The sequence below is a fragment of the Biomaibacter acetigenes genome (assembly GCF_003691585.1).
Lineage (GTDB): Bacteria > Bacillota > Thermosediminibacteria > Thermosediminibacterales > Tepidanaerobacteraceae > Biomaibacter > Biomaibacter acetigenes.
In genome coordinates this window covers 574001-592580 of the sequence record NZ_CP033169.1, presented here as the reverse complement: position 1 = coordinate 592580, position 18580 = coordinate 574001, and the positions used below count along the sequence as shown (strand labels likewise).

Below are 18580 nucleotides of genomic sequence, written 5' to 3'. Positions count from 1 at the left end.
AGCTTTTCATCCTTTAATAATAAATTGATTTATTCAGGAGCCTTCATTATATAATATGCGAAATAATTTTTATAAATTTTAGGGTTTTCTAAAACAATTTATAAAAAAATACATATGAATTATATATTAGTCTGCATATTAGTTTTCCGTCTTAAACTGCAGTGCCAATGAGTTGAGCTGTTCGCTTGTACGGGCAATGCGCCTGGCGCACGAGTTAATTTCCTTTATCAATTCCGTCTGCCTGGCGGGATCCATTTTTTCAAAGTCTACTTCGAAAAGTTCCGAGTGCCTTGCAATAAGTTTTGAAGTTGAGCACATGTCACCTACAATGCTTTTTATGGAATTAAACAGTACGCCCAGCTCCCCGCTCATGGCATTAAAAGCTCTGGCCAACCGTCCCAGTTCATCCCTGGTGGCTACATGCAGCTTGTACGAAAAATCGCCGATGGCTACCCTTTCAGTTGCCAGTAACAGCTCTTTTATCGGACGGCCCACGGCCCTGATGATTATCAGACGTGCCAGCAGAAGCCCCGCCAGAGTTGCCAGCACAAAGTTGAAAATGATATTGTAGACCGTTTGCCGCAGGTAACTTTCAACAAAACTGAAATCCGTCAGCATATAAATATGGCCGACGGATTTGCCGCCGCTGTCTAAGATGGGCGATGTAAAAGCGACGGCGGTCACCTTCCCTTTGTCGTCCTTTATCGTTGTAAGCTTTCTGGCGTCTGCCACTGTTGCCATATCCTTTACTCCGGCCGAAACTCCGCTCGCAAAGCCGCAGGACGCCACTATATCGCCGTTTTTGTCAAAAACTCCGGCTTCAAGGATTGAGCCGTCGGCGTGCAGATCTTTCATTACCTCGCCAAGTGCGGCATAATTTCCCGACATCATAGCCTCGGACGCAACCGTATTGACAAGACGCACCATGGCCCACCCTCTCTCTACAACTCCGTTTATGAACACATTGCGTTCTCTCACATATATGGAAAAACCTACAGCCCCCATCAAAAAAGTTATGAGCAGCGTAAAACCAAGACTTAACCGGAAGGTGAGAGAAAAGCCTCCGCCTCTATATGAGATTTTTGCCATTTTTATCACTCCTCGAAAATAAATTCAATCACATCGCCAATTTCTGTGCCGGTGGCTCTGCACACCCCGGCGGGCAGTTCCAGCACTTTTGCGGCCCCTCTTACCACCGGGCCAATCCGAAAGGGCGGGATGGATTGCGCCACCTTTAAGATCCGGTTGCCGCGGTCCAGAAAAACCACATCGATTGCGTATCTCATGAACCATGTATGTACGGATGAACATGGCATGATAAGCAGAGCCATACCGGTTTTAAAATTCGTTGTGAAAATTAATCCCGCCAGCCTTCTTGTGAAATTCATGGCGGTCTCAACCTTTTCTGCCAGGACCGTTTTTCTGGTTGAGTTAATCGCCTTCAAAATTTCTCTCCTCCTAAAAACCGAAGACCCTCATAATCTGTATTGCCGCCGGTCCCAGTAAGACGATGAACACAGCGGGAAAAATAAACATTACCATGGGTATGAGCATTTTTACAGGGGCCTTCATGGCCGTCTCTTCCACATGCTGACGGCGCTTCTGTCGGGATTCCTTTGACTGCAGGCGCAGGACATTCCCTATGCTCACCCCCAGCTGCTCAGCCATGATAATTGAACCCACAAAATTAGACAGGTCGTCAACGGCAACTCTTTCGGCCATTTCATGCAAAGCTTCTCTCCGGGGCTTTCCCATCCTTATTTCCTGTAAAACCTGATACAGCTCGTCAGCAAGGACTCCTCCAGACTTTTCCACCACCTTTGCCAGTGCGGCGTCAAAACCCAGCCCCGCTTCCACGCACACAGTGATAAGATCCAGCACATCAGGTAGATTTTTTTCCACCTGCCCTTTGCGCTGCCGTATTTTGTAGTTAATTACCACATCCGGCAGCATCCACCCGGCAATGCACCCTGCAAAGGCCATTACCGCAGACTGTATCGCCGATTGTCCCAAAAGTTTCCACAATTCTATTAAAATAAGGGCACCCATTCCCGACAGCACATACTTTACTGCCAGCAGCTCCCGCGGGGAAAGATTCCACGGCCTGCCCGCTTCCAAAAGCCTTTTTTCAAGCGTCTCCGTTCCGGCTGCAGGCATATATCGCGCCAGAGCTCCGGTCGTACCGGTCAGAATGGGTTTTATGAATCTCTGAAATAAAGGAAATGATAATTCCTGCTGTCTGATTGGTATCGTGGCGGAGCCTACCACTTCGGTCACTCTCTTGCTCATTCTTATGCTTTCTCCGAAGACCCATCGGTATAAAAGCATCGTAATTGTGAACGCACTGCCAAAGACTCCGATCAGAACCAAAATTAATGCCATGGTGTAATTGCCCTCCTTAAAACTTGATGTCCACGATCTTCTTTATAATCAGCATACCGGTGAACTCTCCCATAATGGCCAGCATCATCATAGTCAATCCCGCTCTGGAGGAAAAAAGTTGCATTATATATGAAGGTTTTACCACCATCATAAAGCCCCCGAGGATCAGCGGCAAAAGTCCTATGATAAGGCCCGAGATACGACCCTGGGCGGTAAGGGTCCGGATTTCCCGCTTAATGCGTATGCGGTCCCGGATGGTTTCCGCAATATTGTCCAGCACTTCCGAAAGGTTGCCCCCTACCTGTCTCTGGATAAGGACCGCCGTGATCACCAGGTCCAGGTCTTCGCTGTTCACCCGTTTTGCCAAGTTTTCGAGGGCTTCTTCAGTTGGGGTCCCCAGGTTTATTTCTTTTAATGTCCTTGTAAACTCTTTTTTTACAGGGTCCGGCAGTTCTTTTCGCACCATGTCCATACTCTGCAAAAAGCTGAAACCGGAACGAAGGGAGTTGGCCATAATGGTCAGGGCGTCGCAGATCTGGGCGTTAAAGTTTGAAAGTCGTTTGTTTCTGGCGGCGTTGAGAGCCGCAAACGGTATCAAGGCGCCTGTAAGCCCCAGAATAATACTTCCTGCAGGATTTAGAGTTATTGTAAATGAAACAAACGACGAGGTGAGGGCACATGCGATTACAATAACCACAAATTCCCCTCCCCGGAGCAATACATCGGCTTCTTCCAGTTTTCTATCTACAAGAAGTCCCATGCGACGCGTCAAAGATAAGCCACCCGCCCAGGTCAATAATTTTCGCCATAATTCCACATGACGCCGGTCGGCAGGCGCCTCTTCTCCCTGGGCGTCCCTTGAAGCAATTTTTTTGATTCGCGTCATCACCTGCCTCTGATCCGAAGATAGGGCTTCGCTTATCCCCAGAACCGTCAAAAAACTCGCCAGAAAAACCAGTACGCTTACGGTTTCCATGCCTTCTGTCCCCCCAAATCTATAAAATCGAAGGTTCAAAAACATTCGGAGGCAGTTTGATACCACAGGCTTCAATAATTTCCATGAACTTAGGCCGGATACCGGTACAGGAAAAATACCCCTTTATCTTTCCGTCGCGATCTATCCCGGTCTGACGGAAGGTGTATAAATCCTGTAGTACAATTACCTCCCCTTCCATTCCCAGCACTTCGGTAATGTGCGTAATACGCCGCGAACCATCTCTCAAGCGGCTTTGCTGTATGATTAAATCGATGGCCGAAGAAATTTGTTCCCGGATGGCGCGCACCGGCAGATCCATCCCGGCCATCAGCACCATGGTTTCCAGGCGGGAAAGCATGTCTCGAGGCGAATTGGCATGGCCGGTGGTGAGAGACCCGTCATGGCCCGTGTTCATTGCCTGCAGCATATCCAGTGCCTCGCCGCTGCGTACCTCTCCCACTATTATCCGATCTGGCCTCATGCGAAGAGCGTTCCGCACCAGGTCTCGAATTGTTATGGCTCCTTTGCCCTCGATGTTCGGCGGACGGCTCTCCAGCGCAACCACATGGGGCTGGCGCAGCTGCAGCTCCGCCGCATCTTCTATGGTGACTATCCTTTCCGAAGGCGGGATGAATGAAGACAGCACGTTTAGCGTGGTTGTTTTGCCGCTGCCGGTGCCGCCGGATACGACGATATTGAGTCTCGCCCTGACGCAGGCTTCGAGAAAGGCCGCCATTGGGGGTGTCAGTGTGCCGAAATTAATCAGGTCTTCCACAGTAAAAGGGTCCCTTGAAAATTTTCGAATAGTAATGACAGGACCGTTTAAAGAGAGAGGAGGTATAATGGCATTTACCCGGGACCCATCCGGCAGTCGGGCGTCCACCATGGGCATGCTTTCGTCTATGCGCCTTCCGAGAGGCGACACTATCCTGTCGATGATATTCATGACATGGTCGTTGTCCCTGAAAAAGACGTCCGTAAGTTCCAGTATACCGTTTCTTTCCACATAAACCTGGTCGGGGCCGTTGACCATTATTTCGCTGACTTCGGGGTCGTTAAGAAGAGAGGTTATCGGTCCGTAACCCATTATTTCGTCGACTATTTCTCCGGCTATCCGGAGCCTTTCCGGTCGGGGAATGCGGTTTTCGCCGTCGGAAGTCAAATAACGCTCCACCAGTTCCTCTATGCGTTTTGCCATGAATCTATTGTCCCCTTCTTCGGGTTCTTTAACGTCCTTGAGCTCGTCGACCAACTTTTTGTGCAGGCTGGCCTTCAACGAGGCATAAGGGTCCCGGACAAAATGACTTTGAGTTTTTCGTTCCTCCCGGTTTACATCCTCCGTCGCCTTTTTGCTTTCAAGCCTCTTCAATAACGACATCTTCAGTCACTCCCCAATCAGTGTTCGGATTTCAGCGGTCAGATTAAGTCGGATTTGCCGAAAAGGCAAATCTAAAAACTGAACATTCTTGTCACAAAAGACTTTTTGGCAGCCGCTTCCCGGCCCTCATCCACCTTGGCCAGGTCCAGCAGGCCGATCATGTCTTTCACCGCGGCCGACACTTTAGCATAAGGCTGTCCCATAACAAAAGGCACTCCTTTGTTGATGGCACTCTGCACCGTTTTGCCGTCGTCGGGCACCGCAGCCGTTATGGCGGTATTCAACGTCTTTTCCACTTCCTTGACCTTCAGTCCTTCGTTGCTTTGCTGGTTCAGAATAATCCTCACTTTAGACTCGCAGTTCAGCGTTTTCATGATGTCAAGAGCGGTTTTGACGTGTTTCAGGGTGGTCAGGTCCTGGTTCAAAACAAGCGCTATCCTATCACACGCTTCCAGCACCTCAAGATTGATATCGCTATAAAGCGGTGCGGTATCCGCAATGACATAATCGAAATTCTCTCTTAATATTTTCAAGAGCTGTTCCACATGCGGCGGGTGTATCAATTCCGCCTGCTCCGGAGAAAGCGGCGCCGGGAGTACTCTTGCTCCCGACAGGTGCGGAATAAGAAACACGTCCACCAGTTGAAAATCCATTACATCCTGTTCCTGTACCAGATCAGCTATGGTGTTTCTGGCGTTGATGTTGAGCATAACTGCGGCGTCGCCCGCAGTAAGGTCCAGATCCAGCAGAGCCACTTTTTTCCCGGTCTCCTGCGCCAGAGCTACGGCCAGGTTGCAGGCCAGGGTCGTCTTGCCCACGCCCCCCTTGGTGCAGAAAAAGGCGATTATTTTGCCGCGCTTTTGTTTGAAGCCCTGCGAGGCATTCGAGGGCATTTGCGGCGCAAGGTTCATGTTGCGCCGTTTCTGAGATTCGTTGACCCGGCGGATGGCGTTGGCCAGTTCATTGGCGGAGAAGGGCTTTACCAGATATTCCCTGGCTCCGGCAGCCATGGCCTTGCGAAGGTATTCCTGCTCCCCCTGTATGGAAATTATAATGATGGCGCACTGGGGCAAATTCACGGAAATCTGCTCCGTAGCGCCGATGCCGTCCAGGCGGGGCATATTTATATCCATCAATATAACGTCGGGTTTCAGTTCCTCAGCTATGGAAACTGCTTCATGGCCGTCGCCGGCCTCGCCCACCACCTCTATGTCGTCCTCAAAATAAAGCAGGCGTTTTATGTCTTCACGCGTGGTAGCTATGTCGTCCGCTATTAAAACCCTGATGGGTGCCATACAAAAACCTCCCCGCTATCGCATTAAATGTTCCGGTATGCTCGTGCGAAGCTGTACGATATCTGAATCGTCCGGCGAGCGCAGCGCCAGTTGAATGCTTCCCTGCTGGATGGCCAGGGCTATCTGTTGAGCTTGTTCCGGTTCCACCATAACGGTGACGGTCTGGAGCTCCTGTTTCGATGCTCCTTCTGTCGCAAGATTCCCATTGACGGCCAGAACCGGCACATTTTGAATTATGGTGGATGTGGCTGGAGTTTTTTGTTCACCCGGTGCGTTGAAAGTGACCAGTACGTCCACACGATCTCCCGTATTTATGAGCCCGTGCATGGCGGTTATGTTGTTGACCGGAATAGAAACAGCCCGCCTGCCCTTTTCCACTTTCGCCGAAAGACCTGCCGCGGCATCGGTTCTCGCCACCAGTTTGTTGCTCAGGATCACCTCTCCTGGATAAATATCGCCGCGCGCCATTTTGCCCGTCGCATCTTTGATGTCCACCACCGTACCCGGCAGTACGTATTCCACGGGCATTTCTTTGAATTCCAGCATATCGCCGCTTATGACCGTCCTGGCCGCAATTTTCTGTTTCGCCGTAGCCACCCGGGTGAAATTCCCGGATGTCCTGTAGGTTGTTTTTAAATCCTCCATGTATTTATATATTCCAAAAGCGGCCGCAAGGCCGAAAATAATCGCCAGTAAAAAGATGAGTTTATTTTTCATAGTTCAATTCTCCTCGCCATTATCATTCCATCAGCTTTGCCGCATGCAGACCGTAGTCGGTTCCGTTCGGGTCTATGGTATAACGCAATCCTTCCGGCGGAACCATTTGCAAAAAGTATCCTTTAACAATACTTTCATTCCCTGAACCTTCCACTCCTTTCAACAGGAAGGCTGCAAACCCGACTATCTTAACTTCGTCCCTGCCGCTCAAGTCGGTGGGGTCGAAAATCGGCACTATCATAACTCTTGGGCAATCGGGGTGATAAGAATCTATGTTGCAACCGGGAGTATGCGGGCACTGATTCAAACGGTAATTTACGCCTTCTTCAGTAGGGCCCGACATGTTTCCCGGTTCCGTAAGCACCCAGTCTCCTACACTAACAGTGCCGCCGTAGCCGTATTTCAGGTTGTTTTCATAGCTGGACGCGCCCCTCAATTCCAGGGCCAGGGCGCCATAATTGCCCGGACCGTATCCATCGTGGGAACCGGATTTTAAGGTGTATTCCTGCCCATATACCAGCGGCTGGTCGGGAATACCGAAGGGGACCACTCCGGTTATGCTTTTCACACTGCCGAATACGGCGGATGCCCTTGTCGAAACATCGCCGCTATTTATACCAAAAACCCGGGCAAAGGTAAAATCTACACGGCGGGACGCTTCCACGGTCACCTTTGTGCCCCCGGCATCAAAGTTTATAATAGCCTCCTCCGGAGCTACACCGTTATACCCCAGGTATTCCAGGGCCTTTTGCCTGGCTTCCTCCGTGGATGGAAGTTCCCGGGCGGCGGCCAGGGTGGCAGCGTCGCATGCGGTCTGTAAACGATTTTTTTCCAGCACAAGGGCACCCACATCGGTCACCAGAGCGGCAAAACCAAGGAGTACGGTCATCACGGCTGCGGCCAGCACCAGCACTGTCCCTCTTTCGTCCCGTCTCATTGTTTTGAAAAAGCTCTTTAGCCTCTTCATCATTCTATCCTCATTGTAGCCCGGGATTTTAGCGTAACGGGATTCGGCAACAGGCTGTCAAAAAGTGGAGTCACCAGTTCCACGTCGTAAGCTACTTCTACGGTAAGCGGCACACCCGGTGTCCGGGCGGTCTCATTCGGCTCCAATCTTGTTATATGCAAATTGGTGTCTGCCTCAGGCAGGGGAGCGGAATCCCGAACCCTGGCGATAATTTCCGCATCGGTCTTGCCGACGGCTCCGGCTCTGGCCCCTTCCCTTGCCGCATGAGTTATAACGATGTATGAATAAAAGATGCGCCCGAACTCCAGAACGCCGAACAGTATCAGGACAATGACCGGCAGAATCAGGGCAAGTTCCACCATGGACTGACCCTTCCGGCTCTTTAAATGCCTATAAACCTCAATCACGAAAAATCACCTCACCACATATGCCAGAGCGGTGCCCGCAGCAATGGCCACGGCGTAAGGAAAGGTCTGAACCGAACCTTCGTAGATGGAGTCCAGCAAATCGACTTGAGGAATAATGCCAAATGCGGAAAATAGGGTAAGGATTGCGGCTCTAAACCGTACTGGAAATTCTCCGGTTTTTACCATAACTATCACGGAGATAACGCCTCCGACGATGGCTGTAAAAAGAAACGCTGTCCAGACGAAGCCGGGGCCTTTAAAGGCTCCCACGACTCCCAGAAGCTTGACGTCCCCCGCTCCCATCCCGCCCAGGATGAATGGTACCAAAAGAAGCGCCATACCCAGCATCATGCCTTTTATTCCGGTAATCCCTCCGGTAGCGCCTCCCGATAAAAAATTGCTCACAAGACCTATGGTCGCCGCGGGGAAAAGCACAACGTTATATATCTTTTTGGATTTTATGTCTGTGTAAACGCAAATTGCCATTAACAAAATAAGGAAACAATCCGCAATCGCCATAAAACCAGCTCTTTCCGATAGAGTTTTGTTGTTAAAGCGGCCCTACTGAAAAGTAGGGCCAACAATATAACAACGATAAATGCCTTTTTTTAAATCTTATTGACTTATGGAGTGGAGGGAGTTGTGCCGTTTAAACCGTTTGTCACATCATTAAATTTAGAATTGATACCCTGCCCCAGAGCCTTCAGCGCCACGATCACCACCACAGCCACCAGTGCCAGAATAAGCCCGTATTCGGCCATGCCCTGTCCTTCTTCTCCGGTCCATAATTTTTTGAAATGTTTTAACATTTTCCCGACCTCCTTTTTTACTTTTAAATTCTCAACCCCTATTTGATTTTAATCATAGCAGTTTAAACAAATCCGCGCATGATTCAAAAGTCGAAATATTTTACTGTAAGGGCCTATAACAATAACAGGACGTTTGTCCCAAAAAAAATGGGACTTAAACCTATAGCTAACCGGCACTGTAGCGGCAACCGGCACCGGACTTTCACCGGCAGACAAATTACGATTTTGCTGGGCACGCGGCCCACAAAAATTCACCCCAGGCTACAATACCCGGGGTTTTTTCATTATCCGGTCAATTCTCTACTTTAGCATTTCCTCTTTGAGTTTTTCCGGATCTATCATGATTCTTGCCACCTTTGTTTCCATGGCGGCTCTTGCGACTCTTGATGCCACATGGGCGGCTACCCTTTTGTCGAAGGCTCCGGGGATGCAGTAATCCGGCGAAACCTCTTTGTCGGTGATAAGAGAAGCTATGGCATGAGCGGCCGCGAGCTTCATCTCTTCATTGATATCTTTTGCCCTCACTTCCAGGGCACCCCTGAAGATACCCGGGAAAGCCAGCACGTTGTTTATCTGGTTCGGGAAATCGGAACGCCCTGTGCCCACCACAGCCGCGCCGCCTTCTTTTGCCTCTTCGGGGAAGATTTCGGGCACGGGATTGGCCATGGCAAAAATGATAGGATCGGACGCCATTGCCTTCACCATGTCCTTTGTCACCGTACCCGGAGCCGAAACGCCGATGAATATGTCTGCCCCCTTCATGGCATCGGCAAGGTCGCCTTTTATCCCGCTCTTATTTGTTATTTGGGAAAGTTCTTCCTTGCTGAAATCAAGGCCTTCCCGGCCCTTGTAAATGGCGCCTTTTCTGTCGCACACTATCACATCTTTTGCCCCGGCTTTCAGGAGCAGTTTTGTTATGGCAACTCCGGCGGCTCCGGCGCCGCTGACGGCCACCTTCACATCTTTTATATCCTTTTTTACTATTTTCAGTGCATTGATTACGCCTGCCAGCACCACCACCGCAGTGCCGTGCTGGTCATCGTGAAATACGGGAATATCCAGTTCCTGCTTTAATCGGCTTTCGATTTCAAAACACCGGGGTGCAGAGATATCTTCCAGGTTAATGCCCCCAAAGGTGGGAGAAATCAGTTTTACAGTCTTTACTATTTCATCCACATTCTGGGTGCCAAGGCAGATGGGAAATGCGTCCACACCTCCGAAGTTTTTAAAGAGCAGCGCCTTGCCCTCCATGACGGGCATGCCGGCCATGGCTCCGATGTTGCCGAGGCCCAGCACCGCCGAGCCGTCGGTCACCACGGCCACCATGCGGCCCTTGCAGGTATATTTATACACTGTGTCCGGGTTCTCTTTTATCTCCTTGCAGGGCTCCGCCACACCCGGTGTATAGGCAAGACTTAAGTCTTTAGACTCCTTTAAAGATACCCTGCTTTTTATCTCTATTTTGCCTTGATTTTCTGCATGAAGTTTTAAAGCTTCCTCTCTGAGATTCATCAGTTTACCTCACTTTCTTTTAATTGCCGTACCTCTCCTTAAATAGCGGCTTTATTCCACCGTTTTCCAGGATACTGAGCACAAATTCCGAAAGGCCTTCTCCCCGGTATGTTTCACCGGTGTTCTGATTTTTAATCTGGCCGGTGGATAAGTCTATCTCCAGTATTTCGCCCTCCTTTACATTATCATGTATCTTTTTACAGGTTATTACGGGAAGTCCCAGGTTTATGGCGTTTCTGAAAAAGATCCTGGCAAAGGATTCGGCTACCACCGCACTTACTCCTGCTTCCTTTAGTGTAATAGCCGCATGCTCCCGGGAAGAACCGCAGCCGAAGTTTTTCCCCGCCACTATTATATCACCTTTTTTTACTTCCCTTGCAAATCCAGGCCTTGCGCCTTCCATGCAGTGGGAGGCAATGTCCGCCTTGGCAGTGAGTTCCAGATACCTTCCAGGATAAATCTGGTCTGTATCTATATTGTCTCCAAAAATGTAAGCCTTGCCGGAAATTTTGAGCTGCATTGGTTAGACCTCCTCTATATATTCTACAGGATTTACAATTTTTCCTGCCAGAGCACAGGCTGCCGCCGTGGCCGGTGATGCAAGATAAATATCCCCTCCGGTGCTGCCCATTCGACCGGGGAAATTCCTGTTGGTGGCGGTCACGCAAACTTCTCCGGGGGCTATCACTCCCTGATGGGCTCCCAGGCAGGGACCACACCCCGGTGCGCTAAATGTAGCACCTGCATTAATAAGCGCTTCCACATACCCCCGCCTCATGGCTTCAAGATACACATCTCGTGATGCGGGTATAATGACAAGTCTCGTCCTATCATTTATCTTCTTGCCCTTCAGGATCTTATAGGCCCATTCTATGTCCTCCACCCTGCCCCCGGTGCAAGAACCTATAAATACCTGGTCCACCCTGGTACCCTTTACGGCTTCCACCGGGACTACATTGTCCACGCTGTGGGGAATGGCCACCTGGGGTGAAAGATCAGACACATCGAAATTGTAGTTTTCGCTGTATTCATAATCAGGATCGGTTTCCGGGACTTCCAGGTTATCTTCATCGACACCCCGGGATTTTAAATAGTTCAAAGTTGTTTCATCGGGTTTTATATATGATGTCTTGGCCCCCATCTCCACCGACATGTTGCAGAGCACCATTCGGCCGGGTATATCCATATTCTTTACCGTATCTCCGGTAAATTCGATGGCCTTATATACCGCAGCTTCAGTGCCCAGCTTGCCCAGTATGTGCAGTATGACATCTTTTGGAAGGACGCCGGGTTTCAGTTTGCCGTTTATCTCTATCTTTATAACTTCGGGCACCCGGAACCAGAGCTCCCCTGACATGAGTATGCAGGCAAGGTCGGTGGCTCCCACTCCGGTGCCGAAGGCTCCGAAGGCTCCATGGGTGGTAGTATGGGAATCAGTGGCCACCAGCAGCATTCCCGGGAAGATTAATCCTGCCTCGGGCATAACCTGGTGGCATACTCCTGCATTTATGTCGAAAAGATGCTTTATACCGTACTCCCAGACAAATTCCCTCATGACTTTGTGATTGGCGGCGGATTTTATAGTGGGTGCAGGTGCGTAGTGGTCAAATACGAATGCCACCTTTTCAGGGTCCCATACCCTTTTGCCGCCCATTTCATTAAAAGACTCGATTACCTGCATATATAAGTCATTTACTTCAGCAAGATCCACCTTGCAGGTTACTATCTCTCCGGCTTTTACCTTATCTTTTGCCGCATGTTTTGCTAAAATTTTCTCCAGAGCGTGCATATAAATCTCCTTTCCTTTCAATCCTGCTTCAAATTTTATTCCACATAGGGAAGTGTTGAATTGGCATAGGGCAGTACCAGCACCTTTGCCTTTTCACCGTATTCCTTTAAGGCTTTATCCAGGGCTTGTTGGACCGACTTTGCGGGGATAAAAAATATATCCCTCACCAGATTCTCATCAAGGCCTGAAACCAGATAAACTTTTGCCCTTTCCAGGACCATGCATATGACTGCTGCCTTATGGGCACCCAGTTTAAATTCCTGCTGTATCCATTCGACACAATCATGAGGAGTTTTTGCTCTCATCATCCAGTCCTCGAAAGTGGCCTCTCCCAGCCCCTCCCGGCACTCGGCAAGAAGTATAATGCTGCCTCCATCCCTTACCGCGTAGCTGGCGTTTTCCAACCCCTTCTGGGCCTGATACAGATTTATATCTTTCGGGAATCCGCCGCAGGAGGCAACTACCACGTCTACCTTTTCTTCGATGTTTCTCTTGTACATCTTATCGATATACTTTGCCCCCTCACGGTGTGCCTTTACGGGGTCCCCTGCCACCACTTTCACTATCTCCTTGTGGCTGTTTAGAACCGCATTCACAATAAAATCCACACCTGCGATGCGTCCGGCTTCTTCAATATCCTCCCTCATGGGGTTCCCTTGGGCCCTGCCGGGCATAGTGCCGGGCCTTATCATCATCACATGGTTGGTCTCGATGGTCTTCTTGCTGCACACTCCCGGCAGGAGGGCTTTATCTCCTCCGCTGTAACCGGCTTTATAGTGAAATTCCAGGTTGCCGGTGGCAATAAGCAAGTCGGATTCCGCCACGGGTCTGAAAACTTCCACAGGAGTGCCTCGCTTCGTGGTGCCCAGGTATACGCAATCATTTATGTCATGGTCTATACACCTTACCTTGCTGTATACCTCTTCTCCTACCAGCTTCTTCTTTTCCTCTTCTGTATGTTGCCTGTGGTAGCCCAACCCGAAGACGACAGTGATGTCACTGTATTCTACGCCCGCTTCTTTTAATTCTTCTACTATGGGTGGAACCAGGATATGCGACGGCGAAGGCCTCGTGATATCGCTGGCAAGAATCACCACGTTTTTCTTGCTCTTTGCCATCTCCTTCAGGGGGATGCTTTCGATGGGTTTATCCAGGGCCTCTCTTACTTCCCGGAAAGGATCTATTACTCCCGGCAAATCCTCAGGATTCAAAACAGCATACAGGTTTTTATCAGGTATATCCACATCCACATAAGATGACATATATTTCAGTTTAACAGTGGACATTCGGGTATCACTCCTATCTCAAACTATTTGACCATATTGGGCACCCACATAACGATGCCCGGAACGTAAGTTATTATGATAAGATCCAGAATAAGCACAACCAGAAAACTTAAAATAGCTCTTGAAATTCTCTCCAGCGGGATCTTTGCAATAGTCGTTGCCACAAAAAGGTCCACGCCTACTGGAGGGGTAAGGGTGCCTATAGCAAGGTTTACAGTCATCAATACACCGAAAAATACAGGGTCTATACCCATCTGCGTCACTACCGGAACCAGTATGGGAGCCAGTATGGTGACAGCAGCCGAAGCGTTCAGGAAACAGCCGACTATTAAGAGAAGTATGTTTATTAACATAAGGATAGTAGTGGGATTGTTGGTCAGCGATACAAAATAATTGGCAAGCATCACGGGCACCTGCTGGCTCGTGATGATCCAGCTGAAAAGTCCCGCCGCATCCATAATGAACATGACCACTGCGGTGCTTTTTACAGAATCCTCAACTATCTTTGGCAAATCACTGAGCTTAAGGTCCTTGTAAATGAAAAAACCAACGAAAAGGCCATATACAACGGCCACAGCAGCGGCTTCGGTGGGAGTAAATATTCCTCCGTAAATACCCCCGAGGATAATAATAGGCATCAGCAATCCCCAGATGCTTTGAGCAAAGGTCTTGCCCACGTTTGCAAGGCCGGCCCATTTCGTGCCGCCATAGTTATGTCTTTTTGACACAAAATAAATCAATGCCGCCATGGAAAGGCCCATCAGTATTCCGGGGCCAAAACCGCCAAGGAACAAGTCTCCGATGGAAACACCGGCGATAACGCCGTAAACCACCATGGTAACACTGGGCGGGATTATGATTCCCGTTTCACCTGCGGCCGCCACTATGGCCGCCGCAAATTCTCTGTTATATCCTCTTTTCTCCATTTCCGGAAAAAGGATAGGCCCGATGGCTGCGGTAGTGGCCGCGGAAGATCCTGAAATGGCAGCAAAAAACATGCCGGCCAGTGTGGCCACTATGCCCAGACCGCCAGTGAGCCAGCCTACCAGGGCATCCGCAAAGGCCACCAGCCTTTTAGATACTCCTCCCTGAGTCATTACAGAGCCTGCCAGCATAAAAAATGGTATTGCCATGAGCGGGAAATTATCGTTAGAAGCAAATATTCTTTGCACCACCAGGGTAAGAGGCATATGAGATGTTAAGACTGCCGCTCCTGTGGCAAGGCCCAGTGCTACGGCTATAGGTATATTTAAAATAAGAAAAACCGCAAAAGAGATAAACAAAAGGCCGACGGTAAAGCTCATGCTCTCACCACCCCATCATTTTCTTTAAACTGCTTTAAATCTTCTAACATATTGTAGAGACCATTTAAAAACATAACAATTCCTGCTACAGGAATGGATAAATAGGGATAACCCATCTTTATGCCAAGGGAAGCGGAAAATTGATTCATGGTGATTTTCACCACATTAAAACCATATATTATTAAAATGCCATAAAATATCAAACCAAGAATGTCGGCTAAAAATATACTGTATCTTTGAAGGTTTTTGGGGAGGTACATTGTAAAGACTTCAACTCCCACATGAGAGCGTCTCTTCACACACATGGCCGAACCCAGGAGTACCGACCAGACGAAAAGGTATCTCGCCAGTTCCTCGGACCAGCTTAGAGATGCGTGCAGTATATACCTGAATATGACTTGAAGGACTATGGCCACGGTCATAATCGAAAACATCGCAATAGCCGTCCATTTAACTACGCTGTCAAGACCATCGATGAATTTTTTAAAGGTCAAATCAATCCCTCCATCCTGTAAAAGAGGCAAGCCGGAGCTTGCCTCACATTATTTTATTTTGTATTTACAACTGCATCGATGAGGTCCTTGCCGATGACATTTTCAAATTTTGCCCAGACCGGTTTCATCTTTTCCTGGAAGGCAGCTTTATGCTCTGGTGTAAGTTCGGTGACCTGCAAACCTTTGGATTTCATTTGATCCAGGAATTTCTGGTTTTGTTCCGCTGTTCTTTGCCTGTTAAAGTCCCTTGCCTCCTGAGCGGCCTTAATGATGACATCCTGATATTCTTTTGGCAATTTATTCCATGTCTGAAGGCTGAATACCACAGTTTCAGGAGAATAAGTATGTCCATCCAGCGTCAGATATTTTTGAACCTCGTAGAACCTTGAAGCAAAAATCTGTCCAATGGGATTTTCCTGGGCATCCACAGTCTTTTGCTGCAGTGCGGTAAACACCTCGCCCATGGCCATGGGAGTCGGATTGGCGCCTAATGCTTTGAACATCTCGATGTACATCTGGCTTTCCATAACCCTTATCTTGATACCCTTCATGTCATCGGGCTTTGTAATAGGTCTTATATTGTTGGTTATATGCCTGAACCCGTTTTCCCATGTGGATATAACCTTCATGCCCTGGTTTTCTGCTCCCTCGTAAATCTTGTCTGCCAGGGGGCCGTCTAAAACCTTATATACATGTTCTTTATCCCGGAATATAAAAGGCAGATCTATTACCTGGCACTTCGGTATGAAATTAGCCAGCACCGCCGATGAAGTAAGAACTATGTCCACTGTTCCGAGCTGCAGCCCCTCTAGTAAATCCCTCTGACCACCCAGCTGGCTGTTGGGGTATATTTGAATCTCCACTGCCCCGTTAGTCCTCTCTTTTACCATGTCCGCAAACTTGACCGCGGCCTCGTGGTAGGGTTGGTCAGTGTTGGCCACATGCCCCAGCTTTAATACAAACTTGGCGTTACTTTCCGCAGGCTGAGACTGGTTTTGAGTTTGCCCTGCGTTTGAGCTTTGGCTGCTCTGGGACGAGCTTGAATTGCCGGAAGAGCCGCATCCCACCATACTCATCATCAAAACGAAAATGACCATTAAAACTACCAGATACTTTTTGTACAACAAAATCCCTCCCTGTAATTTTTATTTCTTTTTTGCGTTTTTTTATTATTGCAAATATGATGCCACTGTCTATTAAAATGTCAGATTTGCCTATCAGACCGGGATAAAAAAAGGAACCCTGCCATTTGACAGGGTGTTTCAATATGTGTTCCATTGAAACAGATTGTGTTTCATTTAAACCTTTTTTGTTTCACTGAAACAGTTCACTATTTTCCTGTTTCTTTAACATCCGCCAGAGTGTAGTCCTCCCTATCCCCAGTTGCTTCGCCGTCCTGGTCTTGTTAAAATTGTTTTCCTTCAAAATCCGGTATATTTCCCTTTCATCCAATTCCATCGAGCTTGAAGTTGCCATGACCTTTAAATTTTCATGAGCATTAAATAAATCCTCTTTTTTTATGTCGAGAATATACATGATTTGTTCTCCTGTTATATAGCTCGAACCGTATGCTGCAAGGAGTCTTTCGGTAAAATTTTCTACTTCCCGGACATTGCCGGGCCAAAGGTAGTTTTGAAGTACATCATATCCCTTTCTATCGATAACGGGTTTTTTCATATGATATTTCAGGGAATATAAATCCAGAAAATGTTCGAAAAGGAGGATAACATCCTCTTTTCTCTCCCTTAGAGGAGGTATTTTTAAAGTGAGGACACTTAACCTGTAATACAAATCTGCCCGAAAATCCCCTCTTTTCACCATCTCAAAAAGGTCTTTGTTGCTGGCGGCAATGATCCGGACATCCACAGGTATGATCCTGTCATCACCCAACCGCATGATAGCCTTTTCCTGGATGGCTCTTAAAAGCTTTGCCTGGATGGAAAGGGGCATTTCCGATATTTCGTCTAGAAAAATGGTACCCCTGTGAGCCATTTCGAAAAGTCCAGTTTTCCCACCTTTCGAGGCTCCGGTAAAAGCACCCTCCACGTATCCGAAAAGTTCGCTTTCCATGAGGGTTTCTGAAAGGGATGCGCAGTTTACTGCTACAAAAGGTCCCTTTGACCTCTTACTTACATTGTGGATGCTTTGCGCGAACATCTCCTTGCCGGTACCGGTTTCACCAAAGATGAGCACCGTGGAATCAAAACCCGCATACCTTTTGGCGATTTGTATACATTCTTTTATTGTGGGACTTTCGCCGATGATATGTTCAAAGCAAAAACGCGCCACATGGCCTTTTTTGACAAAGGCACTTCTTATATATTTTTCCTTTTTACTTATCTCGCTGATTTCTTCCAGTGTGACAATACAGCCAATATTGGAAGAAACAATATCCACGCACTTTATATTCACCATTATCTTATTTTCATTAAATTCCTTAAGAAAACTGTTATTCCCATCTTTTAGTTCCGGCATAATATTTTCAATATTTTCCCCTATCACATGCTCCCTGGGCATCTTGATGATATCCAGAGCCGGGGAGTTCACCATCTTGATTCTCCCATTCCTGTCAGTGGTAAGGATGCCTAAAGGAGTATTTTCCATGACAGTCTCTATCAGCTCTGATTGTTTTAACACATCATTTCTATATCTTAATATGCTTTGCGCCTGCCTTATGGAGCGGAAGATGGAATCCTTTCCTGATGAAATCAGCACGCTATGGATACCCATCTGAGTGGATACCTTGTTGGCAATACCGCCACCCACCATAACCTCATAACCCTCATCCACCGCTTTCCTAATGGCATCTATGGCCTGTTCTTCCCTTTCAATGCAGAAGATTTTCATATCCACATCGAAAAGCCTGGCAAGATTCCTCCCCTCATAAAGCATGTTGTTGAATATAATAAGAGCAATATGAGAGCCAATCTTTTTGGCCTCCATAATTGCTTCGGCAATGTCATAGCTGCTTATTTCGATCTCCACCAGCGGAATATCGGGAAACTCCCGGCGGATGTAATTCAACGTTCCGCCCCTGCTTATCAAAACTTCCGCACCATTTTTAATCAGATCTTTCGCCACATCGACCGCATTGCTTAGAAGACCTATCCTGACATCTATGTCCTCCTTCAGTTCTTTTAACTCTTCTTTGACGCTTAATGTTTCATAGTAGAGTTTCCTGTAAGGTGAAATTATTCCAATTTTCCCCATAATGACACCTCTAAGATTTATCTTTTTATAAAAATTCTATATAAACTTTGATTT

At 48.1% G+C, this 18580-nt stretch carries 19 protein-coding genes; all 19 read right to left on the bottom strand.

The genetic code is table 11. The annotated features are described in order from the left end of the window. Positions 1-138: 138 nt before the first annotated feature. Positions 139-1089 (bottom strand): HAMP domain-containing protein, encoded by a 951-nt coding sequence (locus D2962_RS02865; protein ID WP_122014070.1) that lies wholly within the window; start codon positions 1087-1089, stop codon positions 139-141. Positions 1090-1094: 5 nt separating this feature from the next. Then, the gene (locus D2962_RS02860; protein ID WP_122014069.1) at positions 1095-1445 is read right to left on the bottom strand and encodes a DUF192 domain-containing protein; all 351 of its coding nucleotides are present in this window, start codon (positions 1443-1445) and stop codon (positions 1095-1097) included. Positions 1446-1458: 13 nt separating this feature from the next. Continuing rightward, positions 1459-2382 carry a type II secretion system F family protein gene (locus D2962_RS02855; RefSeq protein ID WP_122014068.1) on the bottom strand — a complete coding sequence of 308 codons (924 nt, stop codon included), beginning with the start codon at positions 2380-2382 and terminating at the stop codon, positions 1459-1461. A gap of 16 nt (positions 2383-2398) precedes the next feature. Continuing rightward, positions 2399-3358 carry a type II secretion system F family protein gene (locus D2962_RS02850; protein WP_122014067.1) on the bottom strand — a complete coding sequence of 320 codons (960 nt, stop codon included), beginning with the start codon at positions 3356-3358 and terminating at the stop codon, positions 2399-2401. 19 nt (positions 3359-3377) lie between these two features. After that, complete coding sequence (locus D2962_RS02845; protein WP_122014066.1) at positions 3378-4736, bottom strand: TadA family conjugal transfer-associated ATPase; 1359 nt, start codon at positions 4734-4736, stop codon at positions 3378-3380. Between the two features lie 71 nt (positions 4737-4807). Next, positions 4808-6031: a CpaE/TadZ family protein gene (locus D2962_RS02840; protein ID WP_122014065.1), complete on the bottom strand. Its 1224-nt coding sequence runs from the start codon at positions 6029-6031 to the stop codon at positions 4808-4810. Between the two features lie 15 nt (positions 6032-6046). Beyond that, complete coding sequence (gene cpaB / locus D2962_RS02835; protein WP_122014064.1) at positions 6047-6748, bottom strand: Flp pilus assembly protein CpaB; 702 nt, start codon at positions 6746-6748, stop codon at positions 6047-6049. A gap of 22 nt (positions 6749-6770) precedes the next feature. After that, the gene (locus D2962_RS02830; protein WP_122014063.1) at positions 6771-7718 is read right to left on the bottom strand and encodes a pilus assembly protein TadG-related protein; all 948 of its coding nucleotides are present in this window, start codon (positions 7716-7718) and stop codon (positions 6771-6773) included. Then, a complete protein-coding gene (locus tag D2962_RS02825; RefSeq protein ID WP_222927649.1) occupies positions 7715-8122 on the bottom strand; it encodes a TadE/TadG family type IV pilus assembly protein in 408 nt (135 codons plus the stop codon). Before D2962_RS02825 ends, D2962_RS02830 begins: the two co-directional genes overlap by 4 nt. A 6-nt stretch (positions 8123-8128) precedes the next feature. Continuing rightward, on the bottom strand, positions 8129-8641 hold the full coding sequence (locus tag D2962_RS02820; RefSeq protein WP_122014062.1) for an A24 family peptidase: 513 nt from the start codon (positions 8639-8641) through the stop codon (positions 8129-8131). Between the two features lie 104 nt (positions 8642-8745). Next, the gene (locus D2962_RS02815) at positions 8746-8931 is read right to left on the bottom strand and encodes a Flp family type IVb pilin (protein ID WP_122014061.1); all 186 of its coding nucleotides are present in this window, start codon (positions 8929-8931) and stop codon (positions 8746-8748) included. A 300-nt stretch (positions 8932-9231) separates the two neighbouring features. Then, a complete protein-coding gene (locus D2962_RS02810; RefSeq protein WP_122014060.1) occupies positions 9232-10443 on the bottom strand; it encodes an NAD(P)-dependent malic enzyme in 1212 nt (403 codons plus the stop codon). A gap of 19 nt (positions 10444-10462) precedes the next feature. Further along, entirely contained in the window at positions 10463-10963 is a 501-nt protein-coding gene (locus D2962_RS02805; protein ID WP_122014059.1) for a 3-isopropylmalate dehydratase small subunit, read from the bottom strand. Positions 10964-10966: 3 nt separating this feature from the next. Beyond that, positions 10967-12232: a 3-isopropylmalate dehydratase large subunit gene (locus D2962_RS02800; RefSeq protein ID WP_122014058.1), complete on the bottom strand. Its 1266-nt coding sequence runs from the start codon at positions 12230-12232 to the stop codon at positions 10967-10969. A 35-nt stretch (positions 12233-12267) separates the two neighbouring features. Then, positions 12268-13518 (bottom strand): nickel-dependent malate racemase, LarAH6 family, encoded by a 1251-nt coding sequence (larAH6, locus tag D2962_RS02795; protein WP_122014057.1) that lies wholly within the window; start codon positions 13516-13518, stop codon positions 12268-12270. Between the two features lie 23 nt (positions 13519-13541). Further along, positions 13542-14822 carry a TRAP transporter large permease gene (locus tag D2962_RS02790; protein ID WP_122014056.1) on the bottom strand — a complete coding sequence of 427 codons (1281 nt, stop codon included), beginning with the start codon at positions 14820-14822 and terminating at the stop codon, positions 13542-13544. Beyond that, a complete protein-coding gene (locus tag D2962_RS02785) occupies positions 14819-15316 on the bottom strand; it encodes a TRAP transporter small permease (protein WP_122014055.1) in 498 nt (165 codons plus the stop codon). Before D2962_RS02785 ends, D2962_RS02790 begins: the two co-directional genes overlap by 4 nt. A gap of 53 nt (positions 15317-15369) precedes the next feature. Further along, positions 15370-16440: a TRAP transporter substrate-binding protein gene (locus tag D2962_RS02780; RefSeq protein WP_122014054.1), complete on the bottom strand. Its 1071-nt coding sequence runs from the start codon at positions 16438-16440 to the stop codon at positions 15370-15372. A gap of 190 nt (positions 16441-16630) precedes the next feature. Beyond that, entirely contained in the window at positions 16631-18526 is a 1896-nt protein-coding gene (locus tag D2962_RS02775) for a sigma 54-interacting transcriptional regulator (RefSeq protein ID WP_122014053.1), read from the bottom strand. Between the last annotated feature and the right edge of the window lie 54 nt (positions 18527-18580).

Bases quoted from the DNA above. Each gene is read 5' to 3' on its own strand.
- D2962_RS02865 (WP_122014070.1), bottom strand. From the start codon at position 1,089: ATGGCAAAAATCTCATATAGAGGCGGAGGCTTTTCTCTCACCTTCCGG.
- D2962_RS02855 (WP_122014068.1), bottom strand. From the start codon at position 2,382: ATGGCATTAATTTTGGTTCTGATCGGAGTCTTTGGCAGTGCGTTCACA.
- D2962_RS02850 (WP_122014067.1), bottom strand. From the start codon at position 3,358: ATGGAAACCGTAAGCGTACTGGTTTTTCTGGCGAGTTTTTTGACGGTT.
- D2962_RS02845 (WP_122014066.1), bottom strand. From the start codon at position 4,736: ATGTCGTTATTGAAGAGGCTTGAAAGCAAAAAGGCGACGGAGGATGTA.
- D2962_RS02840 (WP_122014065.1), bottom strand. From the start codon at position 6,031: ATGGCACCCATCAGGGTTTTAATAGCGGACGACATAGCTACCACGCGT.
- cpaB (WP_122014064.1), bottom strand. From the start codon at position 6,748: ATGAAAAATAAACTCATCTTTTTACTGGCGATTATTTTCGGCCTTGCG.
- D2962_RS02830 (WP_122014063.1), bottom strand. From the start codon at position 7,718: ATGATGAAGAGGCTAAAGAGCTTTTTCAAAACAATGAGACGGGACGAA.
- D2962_RS02820 (WP_122014062.1), bottom strand. From the start codon at position 8,641: ATGGCGATTGCGGATTGTTTCCTTATTTTGTTAATGGCAATTTGCGTT.
- D2962_RS02815 (WP_122014061.1), bottom strand. From the start codon at position 8,931: ATGTTAAAACATTTCAAAAAATTATGGACCGGAGAAGAAGGACAGGGC.
- D2962_RS02810 (WP_122014060.1), bottom strand. From the start codon at position 10,443: ATGAATCTCAGAGAGGAAGCTTTAAAACTTCATGCAGAAAATCAAGGC.
- D2962_RS02805 (WP_122014059.1), bottom strand. From the start codon at position 10,963: ATGCAGCTCAAAATTTCCGGCAAGGCTTACATTTTTGGAGACAATATA.
- D2962_RS02800 (WP_122014058.1), bottom strand. From the start codon at position 12,232: ATGCACGCTCTGGAGAAAATTTTAGCAAAACATGCGGCAAAAGATAAG.
- larAH6 (WP_122014057.1), bottom strand. From the start codon at position 13,518: ATGTCCACTGTTAAACTGAAATATATGTCATCTTATGTGGATGTGGAT.
- D2962_RS02790 (WP_122014056.1), bottom strand. From the start codon at position 14,822: ATGAGCTTTACCGTCGGCCTTTTGTTTATCTCTTTTGCGGTTTTTCTT.
- D2962_RS02775 (WP_122014053.1), bottom strand. From the start codon at position 18,526: ATGGGGAAAATTGGAATAATTTCACCTTACAGGAAACTCTACTATGAA.